Origin of the sequence: Antarctobacter aquimaris (assembly GCF_900184945.1) — a bacterium.
GTDB lineage: Bacteria > Pseudomonadota > Alphaproteobacteria > Rhodobacterales > Rhodobacteraceae > Maliponia > Maliponia aquimaris.
Genome location: NZ_FXYF01000002.1, coordinates 55550 through 80823, shown reverse-complemented (window position 1 = coordinate 80823; position 25274 = coordinate 55550). Strand labels below are relative to the sequence as shown.

The 25274-nt window shown below is 67.8% G+C and carries 24 protein-coding genes; 11 read left to right on the top strand and 13 right to left on the bottom strand.

All coding sequences use genetic code 11. From position 1 onward, the window contains the following. Positions 1-56 precede the first annotated feature (56 nt). Positions 57-893, bottom strand: coding sequence for a metallophosphoesterase family protein (locus MAA8898_RS03170; RefSeq protein WP_094019540.1), 837 nt, complete (start codon positions 891-893; stop codon positions 57-59). A gap of 68 nt (positions 894-961) precedes the next feature. On the opposite strand from MAA8898_RS03170, the gene MAA8898_RS03165 reads away from it, so the two are divergent. Then, positions 962-2284, top strand: coding sequence for an HlyC/CorC family transporter (locus MAA8898_RS03165; protein ID WP_094019539.1), 1323 nt, complete (start codon positions 962-964; stop codon positions 2282-2284). 6 nt (positions 2285-2290) lie between these two features. On the opposite strand, the gene MAA8898_RS03160 is transcribed toward MAA8898_RS03165, so the two are convergent. Genes MAA8898_RS03160 through MAA8898_RS26130 form a run of 3 tightly spaced genes read right to left on the bottom strand, consistent with a single transcriptional unit; the run spans position 2291 to position 4852 of the window. After that, positions 2291-3220 (bottom strand): site-specific tyrosine recombinase XerD, encoded by a 930-nt coding sequence (locus tag MAA8898_RS03160; RefSeq protein WP_094019538.1) that lies wholly within the window; start codon positions 3218-3220, stop codon positions 2291-2293. Further along, positions 3217-4680 carry a hypothetical protein gene (locus MAA8898_RS03155; protein ID WP_094019537.1) on the bottom strand — a complete coding sequence of 488 codons (1464 nt, stop codon included), beginning with the start codon at positions 4678-4680 and terminating at the stop codon, positions 3217-3219. Before MAA8898_RS03155 ends, MAA8898_RS03160 begins: the two co-directional genes overlap by 4 nt. Positions 4681-4702: 22 nt before the next feature. Continuing rightward, positions 4703-4852, bottom strand: a complete 150-nt coding sequence (locus MAA8898_RS26130; RefSeq protein WP_176445051.1) for a hypothetical protein — start codon at positions 4850-4852, stop codon at positions 4703-4705. Between the two features lie 93 nt (positions 4853-4945). On the opposite strand from MAA8898_RS26130, the gene MAA8898_RS03150 reads away from it, so the two are divergent. Then, positions 4946-5518 (top strand): shikimate kinase, encoded by a 573-nt coding sequence (locus MAA8898_RS03150; protein ID WP_094019536.1) that lies wholly within the window; start codon positions 4946-4948, stop codon positions 5516-5518. Further along, on the top strand, positions 5515-6627 hold the full coding sequence (gene aroB / locus MAA8898_RS03145) for a 3-dehydroquinate synthase (protein ID WP_094019535.1): 1113 nt from the start codon (positions 5515-5517) through the stop codon (positions 6625-6627). The genes MAA8898_RS03150 and aroB overlap by 4 nt, the downstream gene beginning before the upstream one ends. A gap of 9 nt (positions 6628-6636) precedes the next feature. Here aroB and MAA8898_RS03140 read toward each other — a convergent pair whose 3' ends face one another. Both MAA8898_RS03140 and ssb read right to left on the bottom strand, forming a co-directional pair. Next, entirely contained in the window at positions 6637-7698 is a 1062-nt protein-coding gene (locus MAA8898_RS03140) for a site-2 protease family protein (protein ID WP_094019534.1), read from the bottom strand. A gap of 176 nt (positions 7699-7874) precedes the next feature. Beyond that, positions 7875-8396 carry a single-stranded DNA-binding protein gene (ssb, locus tag MAA8898_RS03135; RefSeq protein WP_094019533.1) on the bottom strand — a complete coding sequence of 174 codons (522 nt, stop codon included), beginning with the start codon at positions 8394-8396 and terminating at the stop codon, positions 7875-7877. 158 nt (positions 8397-8554) lie between these two features. On the opposite strand from ssb, the gene MAA8898_RS03130 reads away from it, so the two are divergent. Then, positions 8555-9166: a lytic transglycosylase domain-containing protein gene (locus tag MAA8898_RS03130; RefSeq protein ID WP_094019532.1), complete on the top strand. Its 612-nt coding sequence runs from the start codon at positions 8555-8557 to the stop codon at positions 9164-9166. 88 nt (positions 9167-9254) lie between these two features. After that, positions 9255-10220, top strand: a complete 966-nt coding sequence (locus tag MAA8898_RS03125) for a hypothetical protein (RefSeq protein WP_094019531.1) — start codon at positions 9255-9257, stop codon at positions 10218-10220. A gap of 322 nt (positions 10221-10542) precedes the next feature. On the opposite strand, the gene MAA8898_RS03120 is transcribed toward MAA8898_RS03125, so the two are convergent. From MAA8898_RS03120 to miaA, 7 genes are all read right to left on the bottom strand, one after another. Beyond that, positions 10543-10812, bottom strand: coding sequence for a bestrophin-like domain (locus MAA8898_RS03120; RefSeq protein ID WP_141194780.1), 270 nt, complete (start codon positions 10810-10812; stop codon positions 10543-10545). Positions 10813-11104: 292 nt separating this feature from the next. Then, positions 11105-13192, bottom strand: a complete 2088-nt coding sequence (locus tag MAA8898_RS03115) for a dipeptide ABC transporter ATP-binding protein (protein ID WP_094019529.1) — start codon at positions 13190-13192, stop codon at positions 11105-11107. A gap of 97 nt (positions 13193-13289) precedes the next feature. Continuing rightward, entirely contained in the window at positions 13290-14483 is a 1194-nt protein-coding gene (locus MAA8898_RS03110; protein ID WP_094019528.1) for an ABC transporter permease, read from the bottom strand. Positions 14484-14495: 12 nt separating this feature from the next. Then, positions 14496-15542 (bottom strand): ABC transporter permease, encoded by a 1047-nt coding sequence (locus MAA8898_RS03105; protein WP_094019527.1) that lies wholly within the window; start codon positions 15540-15542, stop codon positions 14496-14498. Between the two features lie 108 nt (positions 15543-15650). Continuing rightward, positions 15651-17321, bottom strand: a complete 1671-nt coding sequence (locus MAA8898_RS03100; RefSeq protein ID WP_094019526.1) for an ABC transporter substrate-binding protein — start codon at positions 17319-17321, stop codon at positions 15651-15653. Between the two features lie 239 nt (positions 17322-17560). After that, a complete protein-coding gene (locus tag MAA8898_RS03095) occupies positions 17561-18415 on the bottom strand; it encodes a helix-turn-helix domain-containing protein (protein WP_094019525.1) in 855 nt (284 codons plus the stop codon). Continuing rightward, complete coding sequence (gene miaA, locus MAA8898_RS03090) at positions 18412-19320, bottom strand: tRNA (adenosine(37)-N6)-dimethylallyltransferase MiaA (RefSeq protein ID WP_094019524.1); 909 nt, start codon at positions 19318-19320, stop codon at positions 18412-18414. The genes MAA8898_RS03095 and miaA overlap by 4 nt, the downstream gene beginning before the upstream one ends. A gap of 113 nt (positions 19321-19433) precedes the next feature. Here miaA and pyrH point away from each other — a divergent pair, with 113 nt between their 5' ends. From pyrH to rseP, 6 genes are all read left to right on the top strand, one after another. Further along, positions 19434-20210: a UMP kinase gene (gene pyrH, locus MAA8898_RS03085; protein WP_094019523.1), complete on the top strand. Its 777-nt coding sequence runs from the start codon at positions 19434-19436 to the stop codon at positions 20208-20210. Positions 20211-20415: 205 nt separating this feature from the next. After that, the gene (gene frr, locus MAA8898_RS03080) at positions 20416-20979 is read left to right on the top strand and encodes a ribosome recycling factor (RefSeq protein ID WP_094019522.1); all 564 of its coding nucleotides are present in this window, start codon (positions 20416-20418) and stop codon (positions 20977-20979) included. A gap of 172 nt (positions 20980-21151) precedes the next feature. Then, positions 21152-21877: an undecaprenyl pyrophosphate synthase gene (gene uppS, locus MAA8898_RS03075; protein ID WP_094019521.1), complete on the top strand. Its 726-nt coding sequence runs from the start codon at positions 21152-21154 to the stop codon at positions 21875-21877. Next, positions 21874-22662 carry a phosphatidate cytidylyltransferase gene (locus MAA8898_RS03070; protein ID WP_094019520.1) on the top strand — a complete coding sequence of 263 codons (789 nt, stop codon included), beginning with the start codon at positions 21874-21876 and terminating at the stop codon, positions 22660-22662. The genes uppS and MAA8898_RS03070 overlap by 4 nt, the downstream gene beginning before the upstream one ends. Then, positions 22659-23834 carry a 1-deoxy-D-xylulose-5-phosphate reductoisomerase gene (gene dxr, locus MAA8898_RS03065; protein WP_094019519.1) on the top strand — a complete coding sequence of 392 codons (1176 nt, stop codon included), beginning with the start codon at positions 22659-22661 and terminating at the stop codon, positions 23832-23834. Before MAA8898_RS03070 ends, dxr begins: the two co-directional genes overlap by 4 nt. A gap of 27 nt (positions 23835-23861) precedes the next feature. Continuing rightward, positions 23862-25205 (top strand): RIP metalloprotease RseP, encoded by a 1344-nt coding sequence (gene rseP, locus MAA8898_RS03060; RefSeq protein ID WP_094019518.1) that lies wholly within the window; start codon positions 23862-23864, stop codon positions 25203-25205. The last annotated feature ends 69 nt before the right edge of the window (positions 25206-25274 follow it).

Here is a 25274-nt window from a genome sequence, read left to right as displayed (position 1 = left end):
CGGTGGCATGAGAACCGGCCGACAAGCCATTGATTTGAGTTTTATTTCATGGTGGGTCAGGGAAGGGCGGATGCCGGCACCGCCCCGGCGCCGCGCCGCAGTGCCTCGGGCAGTACGTCTTCGGACGGCCAACAGCCGCTCAGCAGCGCCCGGTCGTAGCCCTGCGTCAGCCCCGCCGCCCGCATCGCCGCCACTGCGGCCTCGGCATCGTAGGCCAGCCGCTCCAGGTGGACGGTGCCGTCCTCGTCGAGCAGGGCAAAGCGGGTGTCGCGCGCGCCGTCGTTCGGCGGCATGCCGATCGCCCCGGCGTTGACCCAGTCCATGCTGCCGACGCGCCGCGTGAAGGCCAGCCCGCTGTGCCCGGCCAGCACAAGGTCCAGCGGCCCGCAGAGCCGCTCCAGCACGGCGCGTTCGGCGGCGAATTCGTCCTCCGGCGACACCGGCCAGAGAAACCGCGCGATGTCGCTGGCTCCGCCGTGCAGCACCACGCAGCGCCGGTCGCCGTGCCGGAAGGTCACGAAATCGGGCAGCGTCGCCATCCAGCCCCGCGCCGCCGAATCGCAACCCGCATCCGCATGGGCGTACCAGCCGGCGGACAGCCGGTCGCAGGTGCTGCCCTCGTCAAAGCCGCAGCCGCAGTCCATCGCGCCTGCCGCCAGTTGCCGCTCGACGTTGCCCGCCACCACCGTCACGCCCCAGTCGCGCACCAGGTCGACACAGGCGGCCGGATCGGCGCCGTAGGCGACCACGTCGCCGGTGCAGATCACCTGCGCCGGGGCAATGCCCGCCGCGTCGGCATAGGCGCGCAAGGCGCGCAAGGCCTGGAGGTTCGAGTAGACCCCTCCGAACACCAGCAGCCTGCCGCTGATTCCGCCCAGTTCCGTGACGATCATTCCCGCCCCCTTGAATGCCGCCGCAGCGGCCCCCATAACCCAGCGGAGTGTAGAGGAATCCCGATCTCATGGAAGCAGATACAAGCACGCTGGACGCCGCCTTCTGGATCACGACCGCGTCGATCCTCGGCCTCATCATGCTGTCGGCCTTCTTCTCGGGGTCCGAAACCGCGCTGACCGCCGCCTCGCGCGGCAAGCTGCGCGCCGCGACGGACAAGGGATCGGTCGGGGCCAAACGCGCGCTCAAGATCACCGAGGACAACGAGCGGCTGATCGGCTCGGTCCTGCTGGGCAACAACATCGTCAACATCCTCGCCACCTCGCTGGCGACGGCGCTGTTCACCCGCGCGTTCGGCGAATCCGGCGTGGCGCTGGCGACGCTGGTGATGACCTGCGTCGTGCTGATCTTTGCCGAGGTGCTGCCCAAGACCTACGCCATCACCAACCCCGAAGACGCCGCCGCGAAGGTCTCTGGGCCGATCACCGTGATCGTGCTGGTGTTTTCGCCGGTGGTCACGGCGGTGCGGGTCCTGGTGCGCGCGGTGCTGAGCGTTTTCGGGGTCAAGACCGACCCCGACAGCCACATCCTGGCCGTGCGCGAGGAGATCGCAGGCGCGTTGCAGCTGGGCCATTCCGAGGGCGTGGTGCAGAAGGAGGACCGCGACCGCATCCTGGGCGCGCTCGACCTCGGCGAACGCACGGTCGAGGAGATCATGCTGCACCGATCCAAGATCGAGATGATCGACGCCAGGGCGCGGCCGCAGGAGATCCTCGAGCAATGCCTTGAAAGCAGCCACACCCGCCTGCCGGTGTTCCGCGACGACCCGGAGAACATCGTCGGCGTGATCCACGCCAAGGACCTGCTGCGCGCCATGTACAAGCTGGTGGACGAAGACCAGACCATGGCCGGTGCGATAGCCGGGTTCAACATCACCGATGTGGCGATGAAGCCCTACTTCATCCCCGACACCACCGCGCTGGACGAGCAGATGCGCCAATTCCTGCGCCGCCGGACGCATTTCGCGCTGGTTGTGGACGAATACGGCGCGCTTCAGGGGCTGATCACCCTCGAGGACATCCTCGAGGAGATCGTGGGCGAGATCACCGACGAGTTCGACCCCGATGCCGAACACCCGATCCGCAAGGCCGAGGACGGGCACTACCTGATCGACGGCCAGATGACGATCCGCGATTTCAACCGCGCGACCGACTGGTCGCTGCCCGACGACGAGGCGAACACTGTCGCCGGCCTGGTGATCCACGAGGCGCAGATGATCCCGACCGTGGGCCAGGTGTTCAGCTTTCACGGCTTCCGGTTCGAGGTCATGGCGCGCGAGAACAACCGCATCACCAAGCTGAAGGTGCGGCCACCCGCCTCCGAGGCGGCCTGAGACGTTTCAGTCGTCGCGCGCGAGCGGGTGGTGCTCCAGCACCAGGTCGCGCAGGCGCTCTTCCAGCACGTGGGTGTAGATCTCGGTCGTGGCAACGTCGGCATGGCCAAGCAGCGTCTGGATGGCGCGCAGGTCGGCGCCGTTGGCCAGCAGGTGAGTGGCAAAGGCGTGCCGCAGGGTGTGTGGTGTCACCTTGTCCGGGGATACCCCGGCGCCCACGGCGAATTCCTTGATCAGCATGTAGAAGGCGTGGCGCGAAAGGTGCCCGGCCTTGCCGCGCGACGGGAACAGGAAGGCCGAGGCCGGCTTGCCCTGGGTGCGCGCCGCGTCCTCCTGCGCCTGCCGCACCGCCAGCCAGGCCGCGAGAGCCACCCGCGCGGGCGGCGACAGCGGCACCATGCGTTCCTTGCCGCCCTTGCCGCGGATCAGCAGCATCCGCGGATCGCCCCGCGCCGCCGCCAGCGGCAGCGAGACCAGCTCGCTGACCCGCATGCCTGTGGCATAAAGCACCTGCATCAGGCAGGTGTTGCGCTGGCGGTCCGCCTCGGTCCGTCCATGGCCTTCGGCGGCCTCCAGCAGCCCGTCCACCTCCGGCACCGACAGCGTCTTGGGCAGGCGCTTGTCCCGGCCGGGGCCGGTGATCTGGATGGCGGGGTTGTCGCCGCGCAACCCTTCCTCGAAGGCAAAGCGGTAGAACTGTTTCAGCGCCGACAGGCGGCGCGCGCGGGTGGCGCGGGACAGGCCCTGCGCATCGCAGAACACCAGGTAGGATTCCAGGTCCGCCTGCGTGGCATCCGCCAGGTCCAGCCCCTTGCCCGACATCCAGTCCTGCACATGGGCCAGGTCGCGGTCGTAGGCGGCCAGCGTGTTGGCCGCGGCGCCGCGTTCGGCGGCCAGCGCCTCGAGGAACAGCGGCACCCAGCGGGACGGGGTCACCGCCGCGCCCTTTCGGCGTCGAGGATCATCAGCTCCAGCGCGGCGCGCCGCGCCAGGTCTTCCAGACCAAGGGTGCGAAAGGTGGCGATGGCGTCGGTCAGGTCCTGCCCGTTGCCCGCAGCCCCGCTGCCGAACAGCGCCATGGCGCGCAGGATGACCTCGCCCAGCTTGCCCTCGGCGAGGTAACCGCGCAGGTCCTGCGGCATCGCCGCGCCGGAAAAAGCGGCGGCCACCGCCTCGGCATGCGGCAGGTCGGCGATCCGCTCCGGGGTCTGCCCGCGCGCGATGGCGGTCAGGAACCGCGTTTCGGCGCTGTCGTCGGTCATGGCGGCGGCCAGGCTCTCGTAGGCGGGCGACAGGAAGGCGGTGCGCCGGGCCAGCCCCGCCGCGCGCCCCTCCAGCGGCAGCGCCGCCAGCGGTTCGGCAAACAGCTCGGCAAAGGGCACCAGCAGCCGCCCCGAGGCCATCTGTGGCCAGACCCGGACCAGTTCCTGCCCGGTGTTGGCGCTGCCCCGCGCCACCGCGCGTTCAAAGTCCTGCAAGGCCGCGACCCGGTCCCAGACCCCGCCCGACGCCGCCGGTTCGCGCAGCGTGTAGATGCCCAGCAGCCGGTTGGCCGGCAGGCTGCCGACCCTTGCCAGCCGTTCGGCCGACTGGACCTGCGCACGCCAGCCGTTGTCGCCGCCGAGGTCCAGCACCGCGTAATGCAGCGGCAGGGGGGCGGTGGGCAGCGGTTCTCCCAGCGCCTCGAACAGGCGGAATTCCAGCGGTGTCGGCCGCACCGGCGGCAACAGCGGCGCATCGGTCGCCAGTTCCGGGTCGAGGAAGCGTGTCAGCAGCTCCGCCTGCCGGCCGCGCAGGTCGCCCAGCGTCACCGCGCTTTGCAGGGTCAGCGCGGCGCGCGGCCAGTCGCCGCTGCGCGCGGCGCAGAAGATGCGCAAGGCCAGGTCGTCGCTCAGCGTGGGCTGTGTCTGAAGGGCGCGGCACACCGGCTCGACCTGGCCCAGCAACAGGGCGAGGTCGGACCAGGCGGCAAACAGGTGCGGATCCTGCACCCCGGTGATGTCCAGCAGCGCCAGCGCCTCTTCGACATGGCCCTGTTCCTTGAGCCAGGCCAGCCGCGAGGTCAGATGCGCCAGGTCACGGTCGCCCCTGGGCGGATCGGCCTCGGCCAGCATCATCACCCGCATCTGCGCGCGCAGGGCGGGGACCGGCAGGTCCAGCGTCCGGGTCAGGCTGTCCAGCGTGCGCGGCTCGGACGCGACCCAGAGCGAAAAGGGCAGGCCGGTCACCCGCGGCGACAAAAGACCCGCCGCGCCCGCGTTCATCGCCTCCAGCGGGGCCGCCTCGACCCGCGGCGGCGCGGCACTGGACGCAACCGGATCGGTCTGTGCATCGGCACCCATGGACCCCATGCCAAGCGCCGCCGCGACCAGCAGTCGCAGCGCCGAGCCTGTCATCGTCGCGCGCCCCTGCGTCCGCTCAACCGCCATCGAGCTCTACCGGGAGACGGCGTTCGGATTGCGGCGGGCTGAAGTCGGCGCCGAAGTAGGGGCCGACATAGGCATACGCCACAAGCACCAACCCGGCCAGGATCAGCAGATAGAACAGCCATTTGATCAACCAGCCCATGGTGGAATGCCCCTGCCTCAGTTTTTTGAACTTATACCTAGCCTTTTTCCCGCGTTCACGTCATTCACGCAACAGGTAAGAGATGGGCGAAGGATGGCCGACGCGGCGGTTCACAAGGGTTTGATCCTGCACAAGACTATCGTTTTTGTCGGCATGATGGGCGCCGGCAAGACAGCGGTCGGGCGGACTCTGGCGGCGCAGCTGGGCGTCGTGTTCCGCGATTCGGACCACGAGATCGAGGAAGCCGCCAACCGCACCATCGCCGAGATCTTCTCGCGCGATGGCGAGGCCTTTTTCCGCCGCAAGGAAAGCCAGGTGATCGAACGCCTGCTGGAGGGTGAACCGGGCGTGCTGTCCACCGGCGGCGGTGCCTTCGTGTCCGAGGCCAACCGCGCGATGATCTCGCGCATGGGGGTCTCGGTCTGGCTGAATGCCGACCTTGAATTGTTGTGGGAACGGGTCCGGCACAAGGACACCCGGCCCCTGCTGCGCACCCCCGATCCCAAGGGCACCCTGCGCGCGCTCTACGAGGCGCGGGTGCCGGTCTACGCCAAGGCGGATATCGAGGTCGTCTCGGTGCCGGGCCTGTCGCTGGACCAGATGGCGCGCCGCGTGTCCCAGGCCCTGCTGGCGCGGCGGCCCGATGTTCTGGAGAAAGTGGAATGATCGAAACGGTGTCGGTGCCCCTGCCGGGGCGCGAATACGATGTGCGCATCGGCGAGGGACTGCTGGCAAGGGCAGGGGCCGAGATCGCGCCGCTGCTGAAACGTCCGCGCGTCGCCGTGGTCACCGATGAAACGGTGGCCCGCGCGCATCTGCCCGCGCTCACCGCCGCGCTGGCGTCCGAAGGCATCGATTGCGTCGCGCTGACCCTGCCGCCGGGCGAATCCACCAAGGGCTGGCCGCAGTTCACCCGCACGGTGGAATGGCTGCTGGAACAGAAGGTCGAACGGCGCGACGTGGTGATAGCCCTTGGCGGCGGCGTGATCGGCGACCTTGTCGGCTTTGCCGCCGCCGTGCTGCGCCGGGGGGTGCGGTTCGTGCAGATCCCGACCTCGCTGTTGGCGCAGGTCGACAGTTCGGTCGGTGGCAAGACCGGGATCAACGCGCCGCAGGGCAAGAACCTGATCGGCGCCTTTCACCAGCCCGCGCTGGTGCTGGCCGACATCGGCGTGCTGGACACGCTTCCGCCGCGCGACTTTCTTGCTGGCTACGGCGAGGTGGTGAAATACGGGCTGCTGGGCGACGCGGCGTTCTTTGCCTGGCTCGAAGAGAACACCCCGAGGATCGCCGCCGGCGACCGGGCCGCGCGGGCACAGGCGGTGAAACGCTCGGTCGAGATGAAGGCCGAGATCGTGCTGCGCGACGAGACCGAGCAGGGCGACCGCGCGCTGCTGAACCTGGGCCATACCTTTTGCCACGCGCTGGAGACCGCCACCGGCTATTCCGACCGGCTGCTGCACGGCGAAGGGGTGGCGATCGGCTGCGCGCTGGCCTTTGAACTGTCGGCCCGGCTGGGCCTCTGTGCGCAGGAAGACCCCAGCCGCGTGCGCGCACTCCTGAAGGACAGCGGGATGCGCTGCGACCTGGCCGACATCCCCGGCGATCTGCCCGGCGCCGAGTCGCTGCTGGACCTCATGGGGCAGGACAAGAAGGTGATCGACGGGCAACTGCGCTTTATCCTGGCGCGCGGGATCGGCCAGGCCTTTGTCACCTCCGACGTGCCGCGTGAGGCCGTGTTGCGGCTGCTTTCGGATCAGCTGGCCGCCCGCTGATGGCGCGCGTCAGCGCCGACCGCGCAACAGCATCAGCTCGCCCAGGTTCTCGGCGGTGACATAGCCGATCACATGCCCGCCCGCGTCCGTCGCCGCGACGGCGGGCGCGCCTTGCAGCGCGTCCAGCGCCTGGGCCAGCGGCGCGGTCAGGGGCAGGGCGGGCACGCTCTCCATCGCCTCGGCCACGGGCAGGGTATTGTGGCCTTCGGCCATCGCCCGGAACAGCGCCGTCCGGGTCAGAAAGCCCAGCAGCCGACCGTCGCGGTCCAGCACCGGAAACTCGTGCTGCGTTGTGCGGATCAGGGTCTGCGCCGCGACATGCATCGGGTCCGTGGGCGCCAGCCGCTCGAAACTGGTGATCATCGCGTCGCGCACAAAGAGGCCGCGCGCAAAGTCGTGCGCCTCGACGTCGCGCGCCTCGGCGTGGGCCGCCATGAAGACGAACAGCGCGATCAGCAGCAGGATCAGGTTGCCCGAGGTCAGGCCGAGAAAGCCAAAGACAAAGGCCACGATCTGCCCCGCCGTGGCGGCGATGCGCGTGGCGCGCACGCGGTCCGTGCCCATCGCCAGCAACGCCCGCAGCACCCGCCCGCCGTCCATCGGAAAGGCCGGGATCAGGTTGAACACCGCCAGGAACAGGTTCACCGCCGCCAGCCGCCCCAGGAAGTCCTGCGGGTTCGACGGGTCGGCCAGCGCCTCCAGCTGTGTCGTGGCGCCAAAGCCGACCAGTACCGCCCAGATCACCACGTTGACGGCCGGCCCGGCCAGCGCCACGGCGATCTCCTGCGCGGGTTTCTCGGGCATCCGTTCCAACCGGGCCATGCCGCCGATCGGCAGCAGGGTGATGTCCGGCGTGCGGATGCCGTAGCGCCGCGCGGTCAGGGCGTGGCCGTATTCATGCGCCACCACGCAGGCGAACAGCGCCAGGATGAACAGCGTGTTGTCCAGCGCCGCCGCCGGGCCGCTTTCGGCCCAGGCCGCCGCGGCGACCCAGGCCAGCAGCAGGAAAAAGGTGGCGTGCACCCGCAGTTCCGAGCCCAGAAGCGTGCCGAGGCGAATGGTCCAGGTCATGCAGGGCCCTCCTGTCTGCGGGGTGACGTGTCGGACATAAGCCTTGTCGCGGCGCGGTGCTACCGGGCGCGGCAATCGGGCGCCCGATGGCCCATGGCGCGGCTGGAAGGCAAACGAACCGCCGGATCCTGCGATCCGACGGCCCGCGCCGTTGTTTCACTTGTCCCGCAAGGGGATCAGAACGGAATTTCGTCGTCGATGTCGCGCGCCGGGGCCCGCGACGGGCCCGAGCCGCCGCCGGACCGGCTGCTGCTGCCATAGTCGCGGTCATCGTAGCCGCCGCCCTGGCCCGGATCGTCATAGCCGCCCGAGGAGCCACCGCCAAAGCTGCCGCCGCCACCGCCGTCGCGGCTGTCGAGCAGGGTCAGCTCACTCCGGTAGGGCCGCAGCACCACCTCGGTGCTGTAGCGGTCCTGGCCGCTCTGGTCCTGCCACTTGCGGGTTTCCAGTTGGCCCTCGATGTAGACCTTGGACCCCTTCTTGAGGTACTGCTCGGCGATGCGGGCCAGCGGTTCCGAAAAAATGGCGACCGAGTGCCATTCCGTCCGCTCGCGGCGCTCCCCGGTGTTGCGGTCCTTCCAGTTTTCCGACGTGGCGATCCGCAGGTTGCAGACCTTGCCGCCGTTCTGGAACGTCCGCACCTCGGGGTCGCGGCCGAGGTTGCCCACCAGGATCACCTTGTTGACGGAACCTGCCATGTCTCTCCCTTTCGAATCTCAGCTTCGGCGCGTGTTCGCCGACCCTATACCATCCATGGAACCACGGTGAAGGGTCGCGGTCCGTGGGTCTGGCGATTTTCCTCCAATTGCGTATAGTGCGCGGGTCAGTCAGGAAATTGGACGACGGGGACAGTTTGATGAGACGCGGCTTTTTGCGCGGAACGGTGATCGTTCTGCTATCGGTTGGCTTGGCGCAAGGCGCCGCGGCCGAGGTTCTGTCCACCAAGAACCGGGCGCTGCTGTTTTCCAACCAGACCAAGGTGCTCGATAACCGCGCCGCCCGGCAGTACAAGGATTCGGTCCGGTTGCAGCCACCCAAGGTGGTGACACCCACCAAGTGGGGCACGACCGCGGACGGCGACCTGCCGGCCTATCGGGGCCGCTACAAGGGGCAATATGCCGACATGGCGCGCACCGCCGCGCGCAAGCATGGCATCCCCGAGGACCTGTTCCTGCGGCTGGTCAACCAGGAGTCGCGCTTCAACCCCAAGGCGCTGTCGCACAAGGGCGCCATCGGGCTGGCGCAGCTGATGCCGGACACCGCGCGCCTGCTGGGCGTCGATCCGCACGACCCGGTTCAGAACCTGGAAGGTGGCGCGCGCTATCTCAAGCAGCAATACCAGAAATTCGGCAGCTGGAAGCTCGCGCTCGCGGCCTACAACGCCGGGCCCGGCGCGGTCGAGAAACACGGCGGCGTACCGCCCTTCCGTGAAACCCGCAACTACGTCAAGACAATCTGGGGCGGCTGACGCACCGCCTTCGGGCGCCGTTTAAGCTTTGCTTATGCCTTTGCTGCAAGACTGCGCACCGTGATGCCCATGCACGGGAGCGGCGGCCATGTTCATGACTTCGTACCGGCGACGGGCGCGGGCCGAGCTGACCGCGCTGGCCGTGATGTGCGTTGTGTGCCTTGCCGCGCCGCGTGGGGTGCAGGCGCAGTCCTGCCAGGTCCCGGCGGACCTTATGTCGCTGGCCCGCACGCTGGCCGCCCTGCCGTCCGAAGGGGCCGATGTGCCTGCCGTCATGACGGACCGGCTGGCGGCGCAGATGGCCGGCCTGTCCGAAGCCCGAGTCGTCCGGACGCTGCATGACAACGGGTTGGACAGCGTCTCGACCATCGCCGTCGACCTGATGGCCGAGGCCGAGCGTATCGGAAGCGGCGGCAGCTACAACCCGGCACGGATCCGCGCCATGCTCAGCGAGTTCGACCAGCAAAGCACGCTGGCCTGCGTCGAAACCGGCTCTGCGATTTTCCAGCAAATCCAGCAAGGCCGGACAGGCGGGTTCCTATCCGGTTCGGGTTTCAATTGGTCCGAGGTCGAGCGCCGCGCCGAGGAGGACAAGCTGTTTGCCGCCGGGGCGGTCGTCGCCGTCATGACGGTGTTCATCGCCGTGCTGATGCTGATCGACACCGGCTACCGCTGGGCCATGGCGCTGCTCTACAACCGCAAGGCCTGCCGAATTCCGGCCTGCCTGCACGTCGGCAGCCGCCGAATCGACGGGCTGGTCCTGACCCTGGGCAAGGGCGGGTGCCGGTTCCATCCACTGAACGTGGTCGCCTTCGACGAGGCGCTGTCGGACCTGCGCGGCGGCGAAGCCCGGATCGAGGTGGAGGACACGGCGCTTTCGGTGCGGTGCAGCGGTATCTACGACACCGTCACCGATTTCCGGTTCGACCGGCCGCTGACCCTCAAGCAGCAGCGCGCCTTGCTGGAGCATTCGACGATTTCGCCCTACTACATCCGCAAGTCGCGCGATGGCGGGACGGCGGTGACGGACTCCATCGTGGGACAGGAACAGTGAGACCCGGTGGCGCAGTCACGCGTCACAGGCGCCGTGCCTACTACAGACCGTTCGGGTCTCAGAGGCTGCCGCAGCTTCGATGGTTTGGAGGTCGCCCGGGAAAAGCGCGGGCCTGACCAGACAAGCTGGCCGGCTGGGCCGCAGGGGCCATGACGTCCACCCGGGAGGCGGAAAATCAGGCCCTGTGCCACCCGAGGGCGCGACCTGCGCGCGGATCAAGATGGTCCGCCACCGGAAAGCCTCAGGACCCGATCCCGATCCCGGCCGCCTCCAGCGGTTCGAAGGCGGCCGTTTCCAGCGCGCCGGGCTCGCCAAACGGGTTCTATAAGGCAAAGATCACGTACATGATCAACCCGGCGAACCCGCCATGGACCGACACAAGCGCCAGGTGCAGCCGCGTCGGGGCGAAGATGAAGCAGGGCACCGTCACCAGCACGATGCCCGTCACCGCCGCGAACCAGAACAGCGGGCTGATGCGGTAGGGGGCGGTGTTCTCGCGCTCTTGCCGCAGTTCGGCGATCTTCTGCGCCTTGTCCAGCATATGCGCCCGCAATGACCCTTCGCGCGGGGCTTGCAGTAGGAGGTCCAGCACGGCAAGGTACCCGACCCCGCGCAGGCGCCAACCTTCGCCGCTCAGCGCGGCTCTGCGACAATTGCTGCCACTCCTCGTCGATCACCACCCGTGCCCAGGGCGACAGCGCGGTCTGGATCGCCTCCGGCCGGTCGGGATCGTATCGGTGGATGTCGTTGTAGATCTTGGCGATGGCGGACGCCTCTCGCACCAGGTTGCCCTGCAACTGGTTGTAATCCGGAACTTCCGGGAAAAGACGAGCGCCAGGATCAGCCCGTGCAGGGCCGCGCCCCCGGTCAGGCGCGGCGGCAGGTCACTCCGCGGCGACCTTGATCACCGGCTCCATGCTGGCCATGGCCTCGTCCGACAGGTGGCACTTGATCTGGTGGCCATCGGCCATCACGCGCACTGGCGGCACCTCCTTTTCGCACAGCCCGCCCGGCACCTGGTCCTTCCAGCGGCAGCGCGTCTGGAACGGGCAGCCCGACGGCGGGTTCATCGCCGAGGGGATGTCGCCCTCCAGCACGATGTGCTTTTTCTGCACCTTGGTGTCGGCGATCGGCACGGCCGACAGCAGCGCCTCGGTGTAGGGGTGGTAGGGCGGCGAGAACACCTGGTCGGTCGTGCCCAGTTCCACCACGTGGCCCAGGTACATCACCATGACCCGGTCACTGAGATAGCGCACGATGGACAGGTCGTGGCTGATGAACAGCAGCGTGGTCTTCTGCTCGCGCTGGCTTTCCATCAGCAGGTCGGTCACCGCCGCCTGCACCGACACGTCCAGCGCCGACACCGGCTCGTCCGCCACCACGATCCGCGCCCCGCCGGCAAAGGCCCGGGCGATGCCGACGCGCTGTTTCTGCCCGCCGGACAGCTGGCGCGGCATCCGCTCGGCAAAGGCGCGCGGCAGCTTGACCAGGTCCAGCAGGCGCAGCATTCGCTCGCGCCGCTCGTCCTCGGAGTTGCCTTCGCCGAAGATCTCCAGCGCGCGCATGATCTGCCGCCCCACGGTCATCGAGGGATTCAGCGTGTCAAAGGGGTTCTGGAACACCATCTGCACGTCGGCGATGGTCTTGGTATCGCGCTTTTCGATCGGGATCTGTTCGATGTTGCGGTTGTCGAGCAGGATCTGCCCGTCGGTCGCCGTCTCCAGCCCCATCAGCACCTTGGCAAAGGTCGACTTGCCGCAGCCGGATTCGCCGACGATGGCCAGTGTCTCGGATTCGCGCGCCTCGAAGCTCAGCGTCTCGTTGGCCTTGACCACCTTGGTCGCGCCGGACCGGCCAAACAGGGCGTTGGCCGAGACCTCGTAGTATTTCTTGAGGTTGTCGATCTTCAGCACGACGCGGCCCGGTTCGGACTTGAGGTTGGTCTTGACCGCCGCCAGCGGCGCGTTCCAATCAATCTCGTCGATCCTCAGGCAACGCGAGCGGTGCCGTTCGTTGCCGGCGATGTCCTGCATCGGGACACGCTCCACGGCGTCGCAGGTCCCGGCCTTGAAATAGTCGCAGCGCGGGCCGAAGTTGCAGCCATCCGGGCGTTCGTGGGGCAGGGGAAAGTTGCCGGGGATCGCCACCAGCGGGCGCGCGTTCTTGTCCGCGCCGGGCAGCGGGATCGAGCGGAACAGCGCCTGGGTGTAGGGGTGCTGCATCTTGTCAAAGACGTCCTCGATGCTGCCGGTTTCCACCGCCTCGCCGGAGTACATCACGCAGATCCGGTCACAGGTTTCCAGCACCAGCCCGAGGTTGTGCGAGATGAACAGCATCGAGGTGCCGTATTTCTTGCCCAGTTCCTTGACCAGGTCGACCACGGCGGCCTCGACCGTCACGTCCAGCGCGGTGGTCGGCTCATCCAGGATCAGCAGCGCCGGTTCGGCCATCAGCGCCATGGCGATTACGATGCGCTGCTGCTGGCCACCGGACAGCTGGTGCGGATAGGCGTCCAGGATACGCTTGGGGTCGGGCAGCTTGACGTCGGTGACCACCTGCAGCGCGCGGTCAAAGGCCTCCTTTTCCGACGATCCCTTGTGGATCATCGGCACTTCCATCAGCTGGCGGCCGATCTTCATCGCCGGGTTCAGCGAGGCCATCGGCTCCTGGTAGATCATGGCGATCTCGGAGCCGCGGATGTGGCGCAGCTGTTCCTGGCTCATCTCGTTGAGGTTGCGGCCCTTGAACTTGATCGAGCCGCCGACGATGCGGCCGTTCTTGCCCAGGTCCTGCATCACCCCCAGCGCCACGGTGGACTTGCCGCAGCCGGATTCGCCGACGAGGCCCACCGCCTCGCCCGGCCGCACCCTGACCGAGAAATCCATCACCGCCGGGATTTCCCGCAGCCGGGTGAAGAAGGAAATCGACAGGTTGTCGATCTCGAGGATCGGGCCTTCGTAGCCGTCTTTCATGTCGTCTCTCCCGTTCGGAGCGGCCGCGAACCGCTGATGGTTTCTTCTGGCCGAAAATACCTCGGGGTCCGGGGCAGCGCCCCGGTCCCGCAGTCAATCAATCGCGCAGCGATTCCTCGCGCAGCCCGTCCGCCAGCAGGTTCAGCCCCAGCACCAGCGTCAGCAGCGAGAAGGCCGGCACCAGCGCCGGGTGCAGGTAGATGCGCAGCAGGCGTCGGCCGTCGTTGATCGTGGTGCCCCAGTCCGGGCTTTCCGGCGGCAGGCCCAGGCCGAAGAAGCCCAGCGTTCCCAGCAGGATCGTCGTGTAGCCGATGCGCAGGCAGAAATCGACGATCAGCGGACCGCGCGCGTTGGGCAGGATCTCCCACAGCATGATGTACCACGGGCCCTCGCCGCGGGTCTGCGCGGCGGCGACGTAGTCGCGCGTCTTGATGTCCATGGTCAGGCCGCGCACGATGCGGAACACCGTGGGCGAGTTCACGAAGACCACGGAGACGAAGACCACCAGGATCCCGCCCGGCACGTCAAAGAGGTCGGCGAAGCCCGGGATCAGGTGCACCTTCGATCCCACCTCGGACACCAGCGACAGGTAGAGCCAGCCCAGCGTGCCAAGCACGCCGATCATCAGCGGCGTGCGCAGCCGGGGACGGGTGTGATAGCGCGAGTTCAGCATGACCGCGGCAAAGATCAGCGGAAAGACGAACAGGAAGGTCGCCATGTAGTTGGGGATGCCGGTGGCGATGATCTCGGGTGTCACCAGCAGGTAGAACAGCAGGATGACCGGGAAGGCGAGGATCAGGTTGGCCAGGAAACTCAGCGCCGTGTCCAGCTTGCCGCCGTAGAAGCCGGCCGGCAGGCCCAGCGTGATCCCCACCATGAAGGCAAAGACCGTGGCCAGCGGCGCGATCTGCACCACAACCCAGGCGCCGTCCACCATGCGCGAGAACACGTCGCGGCCCAGGTTGTCGCCGCCCAGCAGGTAATAGGGATACAGCCCCTCGGCCGCGCCGGAGATCGGCGTGCCCGGCGGCTTGTTCTTCATCCCGGCGATCTGGCTCAGGCTGTCGTGTGTGACGATCAGGTCGAAGGCGCCGTAGACGCCTGCAAAGACCCAGAACATCACCAGCGCAAAGCCGATCATGCCGATCAGGCTGTCGAACAGCTTGCCGTAGAGGCCCAGCCGCCGCTTGAACATGATCGAGACGACGAAGACCAGCACCAGCGAGATCCACACAGGCGTGAACTGGGCGAGGACGCGGAGGATGATGGCCCCCCAGGAGAGTTCTTCCATGTCGGCCTCCCTTTAGCTGACGCTGATGCGCGGGTTGAGATAGACGTAGCCGATGTCCGAGATCAGCTGGGTGATCAGCACGACAAAGACCGACACGACCGACACGCCGAGCAGCAGCTCGATGTCGTTGTTGCCCGCGGCCTGGACCAGCGTCCAGCCGAAGCCCTTGTAGTTGAACAGCGTCTCGACGATGACGACGCCGTTCAGCAGCCAGGGAAACTGCAACATGATCACGGTGAAGGGCGCGATCAGCGCGTTGCGCAGCGCGTGTTTCACCACGATGTTGCGAAAGCTGACGCCCTTGAGCCGCGCGGTGCGGATGTATTGCGCGGTCATGACCTCGGCCATGGAGGCCCGCGTCATCCGCGCGATGTAGCCCATCCCGTAGAGCGAGATGGTCAGCACCGGCAGAAAGAAGTTCTCGAAGTTGGCGCTGTCCATGGCCGAGGTGGCCGTGGCCTTGAACCATTGCAGCCCCACCGCCGTGGAGGCGAAGACCGCGATGAAGATGACGCCCGAGACGTATTCCGGCGTCGCCGTCGTGGTGATCGCCACGGTCGACAGCGCCCGGTCGGTGGCCGATCCCTCGCGCATCCCGGCCAGGACACCCAGGATCAGCGCCGAGGGCACCATCAGGACCATGACCCAGAACATCAGCTTGCCGGTCAGGGCCAGGCTTTCGCCGACCTTCTGGCCGACCGAGACCTTGAACACTGTCGACAGGCCCCATTTGCCCTGGAGCACGCCGCAGAAGGTCGGGGCCTCCTCGACCGGCTCGCCCGGCACCTGGCAGCGCGCCCGCACCGTGCCGTCCGTGCCCTCGATCACGTAGCCGGGAAGTACGCCCAGCCACTGGCCGTACTTGGAAAAGACGTTGGCGGTGTAGCCGCGGTTGCCCAGCCAGGTTTCCACCTGTTCGTCGGTCATCCGGAAGTTGCCTTCGGATTTCGCCAGTTTCTCGAGGTTGGGATAGAGGTTCGTCAGAAAGAAGACGATGAAGGTCAGGCACAGCGCGGTGAGCAGCATGACCCACAAACGCCGGAGTATGAACAGTCCCATGTCAGCCCCTGTCGTTCTCAAAGCGGGGTGGACCCCGTCTTCTTGCCGGTCCGGACGTGTCCGGAAAAAAGGGCCGCCGCGTCATCGCGGCGGCCCGGCGTCATCGGCTCAGGCGGCGAGGCCCAGCTTGTAGACGTGGATTTCGAACGAGGGGTGCATCTCGGCCCCGATCACACCCGGCCGGTAGTGGCGGTAGAGCGACCGCCAGTAGGGCTGGATGATCACCGCGTCGTCCTGCATGATCTTCTCGATCTCGGCCATCACCTCGCGCCGCTTGTCGGCGTCGGCGATCGACATGGCCTGGTTCAGCTTGGTGTCGAACTCGGGGTTGGCATAGCCGGCTTCGTTCCAGGCCTCACCCGAACGATAGGCCAGCGCCAGCACCTGCACACCCAGCGGACGGTGGTTCCACTCGGTGATCGACAGCGGATACTTGGCCCAGTCGTTCCAGAAGGTCGAGCCGGGCAGGACCGTCCGCTTGACGTTCAGGCCCGCGTCGCGCATCTGCGCCGCCGCCGCGTCGCCTGTGTTCTTGTTGAACCCGTCGTCGAGGGTGATCAGCTCATGCTCGAAGTCCGCCATGCCGGCCTCGGCCATCAGCGCCGCGGCACCCGCGGGATTGAACTCGGTCGGGCCGATGTCGGCGTACTCGGGGTGCACCGGGGCGACATGGTGGTTCTCGGCCACCACGCCCAGGCCGGCATATCCCAGCTCGAGGCAGACGCTGTTGTCGACCGCCATCTGCAGTGCCTTGCGCACGCGCACGTCGGCATAGGGGACGATGTCGCCGACCGGGGTCTGCTGGTTGCAGCGCAGCACGACGGTGGCGCCGGTCACGACCTCGGATTTCTCCCAGCCGATGGCGTCGCCGATCTCGATGAACTCGTTCACGTTCTGATAGAGCATGTCGACTTCTTCGGATTCGACCGCCGCGATCCACGAGGCGGGGTCGGTGCCGTAGTCGATGAACTCGATCCGGTCGAGGTAGGCTCCGCCAAAGCCCTCGGCCTCGGCGCCCCACCAGCTGTGGTTCGTGTTCTTGACCAGCACGGCCTTGACGCCGACTTCGACGGTCTCGGGCAGGTAGGGGCCGGTGCCGATCGGGTTGTCCAGCATGGTGGCCGGATCATGCGAGCCGTGCACCACGGCGGCCGGGTAGTCCGCCATGCCGACGATGATGGTGATGTCGGAGTTGGGCAGCATGACCTTGACGGTCAGGTCGTCGGTGGCCGTGACCGCGCCTTCGCGCAGCTTGTTGGTCTCCGGGTCGATCAGCGTGGCCATGCGGCCGGCCATCGAGTTGCCCTCGACGTTCTTGTCGCACCAGTATTCGAACATCCGCACCACGTCGGCCGAGGTGAAGGCGTCGCCGTTGTTCCAGGTCACGCCGGGACGCACGTTCAGCGTCAGCTCGGTGGCGTCGTCGTTGGCTTCCCAGCTTTCCAGCAGGACGCCGCGCAGGCTGCCGTCACGGTTGTATTCGACCATGTATTCCAGCCACCCGCGGGTGACGTTGGAAATCTGCGTCCAGTCAAAGGTGCGCGGGTCCTTGAGCGCGCGCACTTCCTGCTGGATGCGCAAGGTGCCGCCTGCCTGGGCATGTGCCGCAGCCTGCGCCGGGCTGCCGAGACCGCCCAGCGCGTAGGCCGTGGCGGCGGTGACGCCCAGCGCGGTGGTGCGCGTCAGGAATTCGCGGCGGTCCATCAGGCCCTGCTTGAATTCGCGCGCGTACATTTCTGCCGCCGGATGCACCGGCCGCATGTTGTCCATCGATGTCATTCGTTTCTCCCTGTGACATATCGTTGTCTTGCCGGGGCGAGGGCCCCGGTGTGATCGAGAGGTCCGGTCCGCGTTGCCGGACACCGCCTCTCGTTGATGGCCATTCCGCACGAGATGGCCTGTTCCGTCAACGTCCGCTTTCGCCGTATTGTGAACCGAAACCGACAGTTTCAGCATTCAAAAGCGACACGGCCCGGGATGCAAGTCACTTCCGCATGACATTCCCCGTCGTAACGGGTTCAGGGCCGGGTCGGAGAGGGCTGCGCCGCTGCCCGCAGGGCGGACGGCGAGGCCCCGGTGTGGGTCTGGATGAAGCGGGTGAAATAGGCCGGCGAGGAAAAGCCGAGTGACAGCGCGACATCCTTGACCGCCGGGCGCGGGCTTTCCAGCGCGATGCGCGCGGCGTGCAGCTTGCGTTCGGTCAGGATGTCGGCGGCGGTCTTGCCGCAGCAGATGCGGCAGGTGCGGCTGAGGTGGGTCGGCGTGACATCCAGCGCCTCGGCATAGTCCGCCATCGGCGCGGGGGTGCGGAAATCCCGCGACACCGCCTCGGCGAACCGCCGCACCAGCCGTTGCGCCGCGGTTTCGGGCGGCGTGTCGGCGGCCCCCGCGCGGACCTGCCGCTGCAACCAGACCGCGACCAGTGCGACATGCGCGGCGATCGCCTCCTGCGCCAGCGGCCGCGTGCCGTGTAACTCGCGGCTCATGTTGTCGATGTGGCCGGTCAGTTCCATCTGGGCATGGCTTTCGCGCACCCGCAGCAGCAGGGGCGACTGCGGCTGGTGCGGGTTCATGCCCTGCGGGCTGCGCAGGATCAGCGCCTGTGTCCCGGTCTGGGTCTCGACGGAAAACAGTGTTCCCGCAGGCAGATAGAGCGCGTTGTTCATGGAAAACCCGCGCCGGATGCCGTTCACGATCACCTTGCCCTGGCCGCGCGTGACCCAGATCAGCACGTCTTCCTCGCGGTCGTGCAGCAGGGTGAATTTCCACGGTGCGCCCTGCAATTCCAGCCCGTAGGAGCCGCAGCGCACAACGCCCTTGGGCCGCGCGGGGGCGGGCGGCATCGGGTTGCGCAGGAAACCGGGCCGGGTCATCGCGCCAGCGCCTCTGCCTGGACCGGCTGCCAGGCCGACATGCGAGCCTTGAACCAGGTGCGCTGGCGCTTGGCGAATTGCCGGGTCAGGATCGTGGCGCGGCTGATAACCTCCTCCAGCGTGATCTCTCCGTCCAGGTGGGCCATCAGCTCGGCCGCGCCGATTGCCTTGGCCGAGGGGCGGTCCGGGGTCCAGCCGGGCCGGTTGGCGCGCGCCTCGTCCAGCGCGCCGCCCGCCACCATGGCGCGAAAGCGGGTCTCGATGCGCGGGGTCAGCCAGGCCTTGGGCGCCTCGACGACCAGCGCGGTCGCCCGGGACAGCGGCAGCAGCGGCGGCGGCGTGTCGGCCTGCCAGTCGGCGATGCCGCGCCCGGTGGCGCGCTGCACCTCCCAGGCGCGCGCGACGCGGGCGGGGTTGTTCAGGTCGATGCGGGCGGCGGTGAGCGGGTCCAGTTCGGCCGTCAGCGCGGGCAGGCCGCGCGTCGCCAGCAGGGTTTCGCCCTCGGCACGAATCGCCGGCGGGGTGGGCGGGATCTCGGCCAGGCCTTCGGTCAGCGCGGTGAAATATAGCCCGGTGCCGCCGACGATGATCGGCCGCGCGTCACCCGACAGCAGCGGCGCCACATCGCGCAGCCAGTCGCCCACGCTGTAGGCCCGGTCGCCTGGCACATGGCCATAGAGGGCATGTGGCGCGCGCGCCTCGTCCGCTGCCGTGGGGCGGGCGGTCAGCACGCGCCAGTCACGATAGACCTGGATCGCGTCGGCGTTGACGATCACGCCGCCCTGCGCCTCGGCGATGGCCAGCGCCAGCGCCGACTTGCCGCAGGCGGTGGGCCCGGCGATCAGCACGGGGCGTGCCGGGTCGCAGGCCGCGAGGCATGCCGCGATCGCCGTGGTGTCCGTCATGCGCAGGGCCTGTCCCGGGTGCTGCCTCTTGGGCGGCCGATCGGGCGTTGCAGCCCAACCGGTTTTCCGCCACATATGCCCGCGATCATATCCCCCCCGTGACGGAGCGCAACATGACCGAGGCCGGTACCCCGAAGTCCACCTACAATCGCGTGATGCTCAAGATCTCGGGCGAGGCACTGATGGGCGACCAGGGCTTTGGCCTGCACCCGCCGACAGTGCAGCGCATCGCGCGCGAGGTTAAATCGGTGCACGACATGGGCGTCGAGATCTGCATGGTGATCGGCGGCGGCAACATCTTTCGCGGGCTGGCGGGCAGCGCGCAGGGGATGGAGCGGACCACGGCCGACTACATGGGCATGCTGGCCACGGTGATGAACGCGCTGGCAATGCAGTCGGCGCTGGAGGGACTGGGCGTCTTCACCCGGGTGATCAGCGCAATCCGCATGGACGAGGTGGCCGAGCCCTACATCCGCCGCCGCGCGGTGCGCCACCTGGAGAAAAAGCGCGTCTGCATCTTTGCCGCCGGCACCGGCAACCCCTATTTCACCACCGACACCGCCGCCACGCTGCGCGCGAACGAGATGGCCTGCGAGGCGATCTTCAAGGGCACCAAGGTCGATGGCGTCTACGACAAGGACCCGATGAAGCACACCGACGCCGTGCGTTACGACTGGGTGTCCTACGACGACTGCCTGGGCAAGAACCTCAAGGTGATGGATGCCTCGGCCATCGCGCTGGCGCGCGACAACGACCTGCCGATCATCGTCTTTTCGCTGGACGAACCGGGCGGCTTTCGCGGCATCCTGGCCGGGAAGGGGACCTATACCCGCGTGTCCGGCGATGCGCCGCGCCCGCACCTCGACCGCCCGGGCCCCGCGCGCACCTGAAACGCCGGCCGACAGGGCGCGGGGGCGCTGCCCCCGTCGCCTGCGGCGACTCCCCGGGGTATTTTCAGACCAGAGAAACCGGGCGGGACGAGCGGCCGACAGGGGCGCACGGCGGCCGGCCCTCTGGCCAATCGCGATTGATCTGCGCTAAAGGTCGGGCTAACCAGTGCTACCCGAGCACAGCTTATCAAAGAGGGGCCCCCAGATGTCCGCCGATTTCGAACTGGATACCGACGATCTTGAACGCCGCATGGATGGCGCGATGGCCAGTCTGCGCACCGAATTCGCCTCGCTGCGCACCGGGCGCGCCTCGGCCTCGATGCTCGAGCCGGTCATGGTCGACGCCTACGGGCAGATGACGCCGATCAACCAGGTGGGCACCGTCAACGTCCCCGAACCCCGCATGGTCACCATCAACGTCTGGGACCGTGGCCTGGTGGGCAAGGTCGAGAAGGCGATCCGCGAGTCGGGCTTGGGGATCAACCCGCAGCTCAACGGCACCATCATCATGCTGCCGATTCCCGAGCTGAACGAAGAGCGCCGCCGCGAACTGACCAAGGTCGCCGCGCAATATGCCGAGCACGCCCGCGTGTCGATCCGCAACATCCGCCGCGACGGCATGGACCAGATCAAGAAGGCCAAGGCCGACGGCATGTCCGAGGACGACCAGAAGCTCTGGGAAACCGAGGTCCAGGACATGACCAACAGGTTCATCAAGAAGGTGGACGAGGCGCTGGACGCCAAGCAGCAGGAAATCATGCAGGTCTGAAACCCGGCACGTCACGGAGCGGGGCCGCGGCAGCCGCCCGCGGCTTTGCGCCGGTCGGCTTTCGCTTATTGCCATCTTCGACTATGCCTTTATGTGAGACGATTGCCTTGGACCGCGGGTCGTGCTCAGCTAGTCATGGCGTGACCGCGCGCGTCGCTTCGGAAGGAAATGCATGACCCGCCCCATCCTTGACATCGCGGGCCCGAAGCATGTGGCCATCATCATGGATGGCAACGGCCGCTGGGCCACGATGCGCGGCCGGCCCCGCCTGTTCGGGCACCACGCCGGCGCGCGCCGGGTGCGCGAGGTCGTCGAGGCCTGCCCCGACTTCGGCGTCAAGTACCTGACCATCTTCGCCTTTTCGACGGAGAACTGGAAGCGCACGCAGGTCGAGGTGGCCGGGCTGATGAGCCTGTTCCGACGCTACATCATGAAGGAGATGCAAGGCTTCGTGAAGGAGAACGTGCGCGTCCGCTTCATCGGCGACCGGCCGCGGCTGGACCGCAAGCTTCAGGCGCTGATGGACGAGGCGGAGGATTTCACCAAGCATTGCACTGGCGTCAACCTGACCATCGCGCTGAACTACGGCGGCCGGGACGAGGTGGCGCGCGCCGCGCGGCGGCTGGCCGAGGACGTGCAGGCCGGCAAGCTGGATCCGGCGCAGGTCGACGTGGAAACCCTGCCGCGCTACCTCGACACCCACGTGCTGCCCGACCCGGACCTGGTGATCCGCACCAGCGGCGAGGCGCGGATCTCCAACTTCCTGCTCTGGCAATCCGCCTATTCGGAGTACGAGTTCGTGGACACGCTCTGGCCCGACTTCACGGCCGAGGAAATGGGACGGCTCTGCGCCGCCTTCGGGCGCCGCGACCGGCGCTATGGGGCCGTGAAGGCATGAGCGCGGGCGTCTGGGACGATCTGGCCCCGCGGCTGCTGTCGGCGGTCGCGATGATCGGCGTGGCGGCGCTGACGCTCTGGCTGGGCGGGCTGTGGTTCCACTTTGCCATTGCCGCGGTCTGCGGCGTGATGATCTGGGAGTTGGTCACCCTCTGCGACCCCGGCACGCCGCGCACGCCGATCCTGCTGGGCGCCGCGGGGTTCGTCGTGGCGATGCTGGCGATCGAGCTGCCGCCGGCCTTTGCGCTGCCGCTGCTGCTGTTGGTGCCGTTGCTGGGCCTGACGCAGATCCACGAAAAGGGCGTGACCTATGCCGTTTACGCGGCGCTGATCCTGCTGGCGGGCTACGCCATGATGGGGCTGCGCGACGATTTCGGCCTGGTCTGGATGCTGTGGCTGATCGTGACCGTGGTGGTCACCGACGTGGCGGGCTATTTCGCCGGACGGCTGATCGGCGGGCCGAAGTTCTGGCCGCGCGTCAGCCCGAAAAAGACCTGGTCCGGCACGGTGGCCGGCTGGATCGGCGCGGCCATTGTCGGCGCGATCTTTGCCGGGTTCACCGCGCAGGGGGCCGGGCTGATCGGCGTGTCGATCGCGGTCAGCATGGCCTCGCAGATCGGCGACATCGCCGAAAGCGCGCTGAAGCGGCGGGCCGGGGTCAAGGACAGCTCCAACCTGCTGCCCGGCCATGGCGGGCTGATGGACCGGTTCGACGGGATGCTCGGCGCGGCGGTCTTCATCGTGATCGCCGGCCAGGTGACCGGGTTCCCGGCGGGGGCGGGATGACGGCGGGCAGGCGGCGGGTCTCGATCTTTGGCGCCACCGGCTCGATCGGGCAGAACACCATCGACCTGATCGCGCGCGACCCGGACGCCTACGAGGTGATCGCCCTGACGGGCGGCGCCAACGTGGCGCAACTGGCGCGGGACGCGCGGCGGCTGAACGCCCGGCTGGCGGTGACGGCGGACGACACCCGGCTGGAGGACCTGCGCGCGGCGCTGGCCGGATCGGGCGTCGAGGCGGCGGCAGGCCGCGCCGCGCTGATCGAAGCGGCATCCCGCCCGGCGGACTGGGTGATGTCGGCCATCGTCGGCGCGGCGGGGCTGGAGCCCGGATTGCGCGCGCTGGAGCAGGGCGCGACCCTGGCGCTGGCCAACAAGGAAAGCATGGTCTGCGCCGGGGCGCTGATGCTGCGCACGGCGCGCGCCCACGATGCGACGATCCTGCCGGTGGACAGCGAACATTCCGCCGTCTTCCAGGCGCTGATCGGCGAGGATATCGCCGCGGTCGAACGGGTCATCATCACCGCCAGCGGCGGCGCCTTTCGCGACTGGCCGCTGGAGGATCTGGCCAGGGCGACCCCGGCGCAGGCCGCCACGCACCCCAACTGGGCGATGGGGCAGCGGATCACCATCGACTCTGCGTCGATGTTCAACAAGGCGCTGGAACTGATTGAGACCAAAGAGTTCTTTGGTCTCGACCCGGTCCGGATCGAGACCGTGGTACATCCCGAATCAATGATCCACGCGCTGGTGGGCTTTACGGACGGGGCGTTGATGGCGCATGTCGGCCCGCCGGACATGCGCCACGCCATCGGCTTTGCCCTGCATCACCCGTACCGCAAGCCGCTGCCGGTGGAACGGCTGGACCTGGTCAAGCTGGGCCAGCTGACCTTTCGCGCCCCGTGCGAGACGCGCTGGCCGGCGCTGCGGCTGGCGCGCGAGGTCATGGCGGCGGGCGGTTTGATGGGCGCGGTGTTCAACGCCGCCAAGGAACGCGCGCTCGATGCCTTCATCGAGGGGCGCATCCCGTTTACCCGCATGGCGGGTGTCGTCGAGGAGGTGCTCTCACGCCTTTCGTCGCAGGCGGGTCACAATGCTGCCGGGATTACCCTTGATATGGTCTCCCAGGCAGACCATCTGGCTCGGGGAGAGGCCGACCGGAGCATTCTCGGTTAACGAAAAAATAGAGGGGGCACGCGAGCCTTGGACCCACTGTCATTGATTCCGCAGTTCGGCGGCGCGCTCTGGACCGTTGTAGCCTTCGTGATCGCCCTGTCGGTGATCATCGCCGTGCACGAGTACGGCCATTACATCGTGGGCAAGAAATCCGGCATCTTCCCCGAGGTCTTTTCGCTGGGATTCGGGCCGGTGATCTGGTCGCGCGTCGACGGCGACGGCACGAAATGGCAGATCGCGGCGATTCCCTTTGGCGGCTACGTCAAGTTCCGCGGTGACGCCAATGCCTCGGGCGGGATCGACGAGGCGGCGTTGGCCGGGCTGAACGAGCGTCAGAAACGCTCGACGATGTCGGGCGCGCCGCTCTGGGCGCGCACCGCCACCGTTGCCGCCGGTCCGCTGTTCAACTTTGTCCTGTCCATCGCGATCTTTGCCGGCGTCATGATGGTGCGCGGCGAGATGGCCGAGCCGCTGACCGTGGGCGAACTGCGCCCGCTGCCGGTGGAACAGCAGATCCGGCCTGGCGACCGCATCCTGGGCATCGAGGGGCAGGCGCTGCCCGGCTCGGACGACCAGCAGACGCTGACCGCCTATTTCGCCGCCCTGCCGCGGCAGGCGCAGCTGGACTATACCGTCGAACGGGACGGGCAGGAAATCACCGTCGCCGGTCCCTTTACCTATCCGCCGCTGGCGACCCAGATCGCGCCGCGCTCAGCCGCGGGGGATGCCGGGTTGCAGGCGGGCGACGTCATCATCGAGGTCGACGGTGCGCCGATTCATGCCTTTGAACAGCTCAAGGAAAAGGTCGAAGGGTCGGACGGCGCCGCGCTGGCGCTGACCGTCTGGCGCGACGGCGAGATCCTGCAAAAGGAAATGACCCCGCGCCGCATCGACGAGCCGGTCGACGGCGGCGGGTTCCAGACCGTGTACCGCATCGGCATCGTCGGCGGCGTCGCCTTTGAGCCGGCGACCGAGTCGATGGGCTTTCTCGACGCGCTCGGCGGCGGGTTCACCCAGGTCGGCCGGATCATCGAAGGCTCGCTTTCGGGCCTGTGGCACATGGCCACCGGCGCGATCAGCACCTGCAACCTGTCCGGACCCATCGGCATCGCCGAAACCTCGGGCGACATGGCCAGCCAGGGCACCGCCAGCTTCATCTGGTTCATCGCGGTGCTGTCCACCGCCGTGGGCCTGCTGAACCTCTTTCCGGTTCCGGTGCTGGATGGCGGCCACCTTGTGTTCTACGCCTACGAGGCGGTGTCGGGCCGGCCGCCCAGCGACCGCGCGCTCAAGGTCATGATGTCGATCGGGCTGACTGTCGTGCTTTCGTTGATGGTCTTCGCGCTTTCGAACGATTTGTTCTGTCCCTGACACAATCACCGGGGCAGGGCGTCAAACTCCTGCCCGATTCATGCGCGATACCTTGGTCGACGACGCAAC

What these genes read in the sequence shown, in the direction of transcription:
- MAA8898_RS03150 (WP_094019536.1), top strand. Translation starts at nt 4,946, where the DNA reads ATGGCCGACGCGGCGGTTCACAAGGGTTTGATCCTGCACAAGACTATC.
- MAA8898_RS03130 (WP_094019532.1), top strand. Translation starts at nt 8,555, where the DNA reads ATGAGACGCGGCTTTTTGCGCGGAACGGTGATCGTTCTGCTATCGGTT.
- frr (WP_094019522.1), top strand. Translation starts at nt 20,416, where the DNA reads ATGTCCGCCGATTTCGAACTGGATACCGACGATCTTGAACGCCGCATG.
- MAA8898_RS03170 (WP_094019540.1), bottom strand. Translation starts at nt 893, where the DNA reads ATGATCGTCACGGAACTGGGCGGAATCAGCGGCAGGCTGCTGGTGTTC.
- miaA (WP_094019524.1), bottom strand. Translation starts at nt 19,320, where the DNA reads ATGACGGACACCACGGCGATCGCGGCATGCCTCGCGGCCTGCGACCCG.
- aroB (WP_094019535.1), top strand. Translation starts at nt 5,515, where the DNA reads ATGATCGAAACGGTGTCGGTGCCCCTGCCGGGGCGCGAATACGATGTG.
- MAA8898_RS03125 (WP_094019531.1), top strand. Translation starts at nt 9,255, where the DNA reads ATGTTCATGACTTCGTACCGGCGACGGGCGCGGGCCGAGCTGACCGCG.
- MAA8898_RS03070 (WP_094019520.1), top strand. Translation starts at nt 21,874, where the DNA reads ATGAGCGCGGGCGTCTGGGACGATCTGGCCCCGCGGCTGCTGTCGGCG.
- MAA8898_RS03115 (WP_094019529.1), bottom strand. Translation starts at nt 13,192, where the DNA reads ATGAAAGACGGCTACGAAGGCCCGATCCTCGAGATCGACAACCTGTCG.
- MAA8898_RS03165 (WP_094019539.1), top strand. Translation starts at nt 962, where the DNA reads ATGGAAGCAGATACAAGCACGCTGGACGCCGCCTTCTGGATCACGACC.
- MAA8898_RS03100 (WP_094019526.1), bottom strand. Translation starts at nt 17,321, where the DNA reads ATGACATCGATGGACAACATGCGGCCGGTGCATCCGGCGGCAGAAATG.
- MAA8898_RS03140 (WP_094019534.1), bottom strand. Translation starts at nt 7,698, where the DNA reads ATGACCTGGACCATTCGCCTCGGCACGCTTCTGGGCTCGGAACTGCGG.
- MAA8898_RS26130 (WP_176445051.1), bottom strand. Translation starts at nt 4,852, where the DNA reads ATGGGCTGGTTGATCAAATGGCTGTTCTATCTGCTGATCCTGGCCGGG.
- dxr (WP_094019519.1), top strand. Translation starts at nt 22,659, where the DNA reads ATGACGGCGGGCAGGCGGCGGGTCTCGATCTTTGGCGCCACCGGCTCG.
- pyrH (WP_094019523.1), top strand. Translation starts at nt 19,434, where the DNA reads ATGACCGAGGCCGGTACCCCGAAGTCCACCTACAATCGCGTGATGCTC.
- MAA8898_RS03110 (WP_094019528.1), bottom strand. Translation starts at nt 14,483, where the DNA reads ATGGAAGAACTCTCCTGGGGGGCCATCATCCTCCGCGTCCTCGCCCAG.
- MAA8898_RS03105 (WP_094019527.1), bottom strand. Translation starts at nt 15,542, where the DNA reads ATGGGACTGTTCATACTCCGGCGTTTGTGGGTCATGCTGCTCACCGCG.
- MAA8898_RS03155 (WP_094019537.1), bottom strand. Translation starts at nt 4,680, where the DNA reads ATGACAGGCTCGGCGCTGCGACTGCTGGTCGCGGCGGCGCTTGGCATG.
- MAA8898_RS03095 (WP_094019525.1), bottom strand. Translation starts at nt 18,415, where the DNA reads ATGACCCGGCCCGGTTTCCTGCGCAACCCGATGCCGCCCGCCCCCGCG.
- ssb (WP_094019533.1), bottom strand. Translation starts at nt 8,396, where the DNA reads ATGGCAGGTTCCGTCAACAAGGTGATCCTGGTGGGCAACCTCGGCCGC.
- uppS (WP_094019521.1), top strand. Translation starts at nt 21,152, where the DNA reads ATGACCCGCCCCATCCTTGACATCGCGGGCCCGAAGCATGTGGCCATC.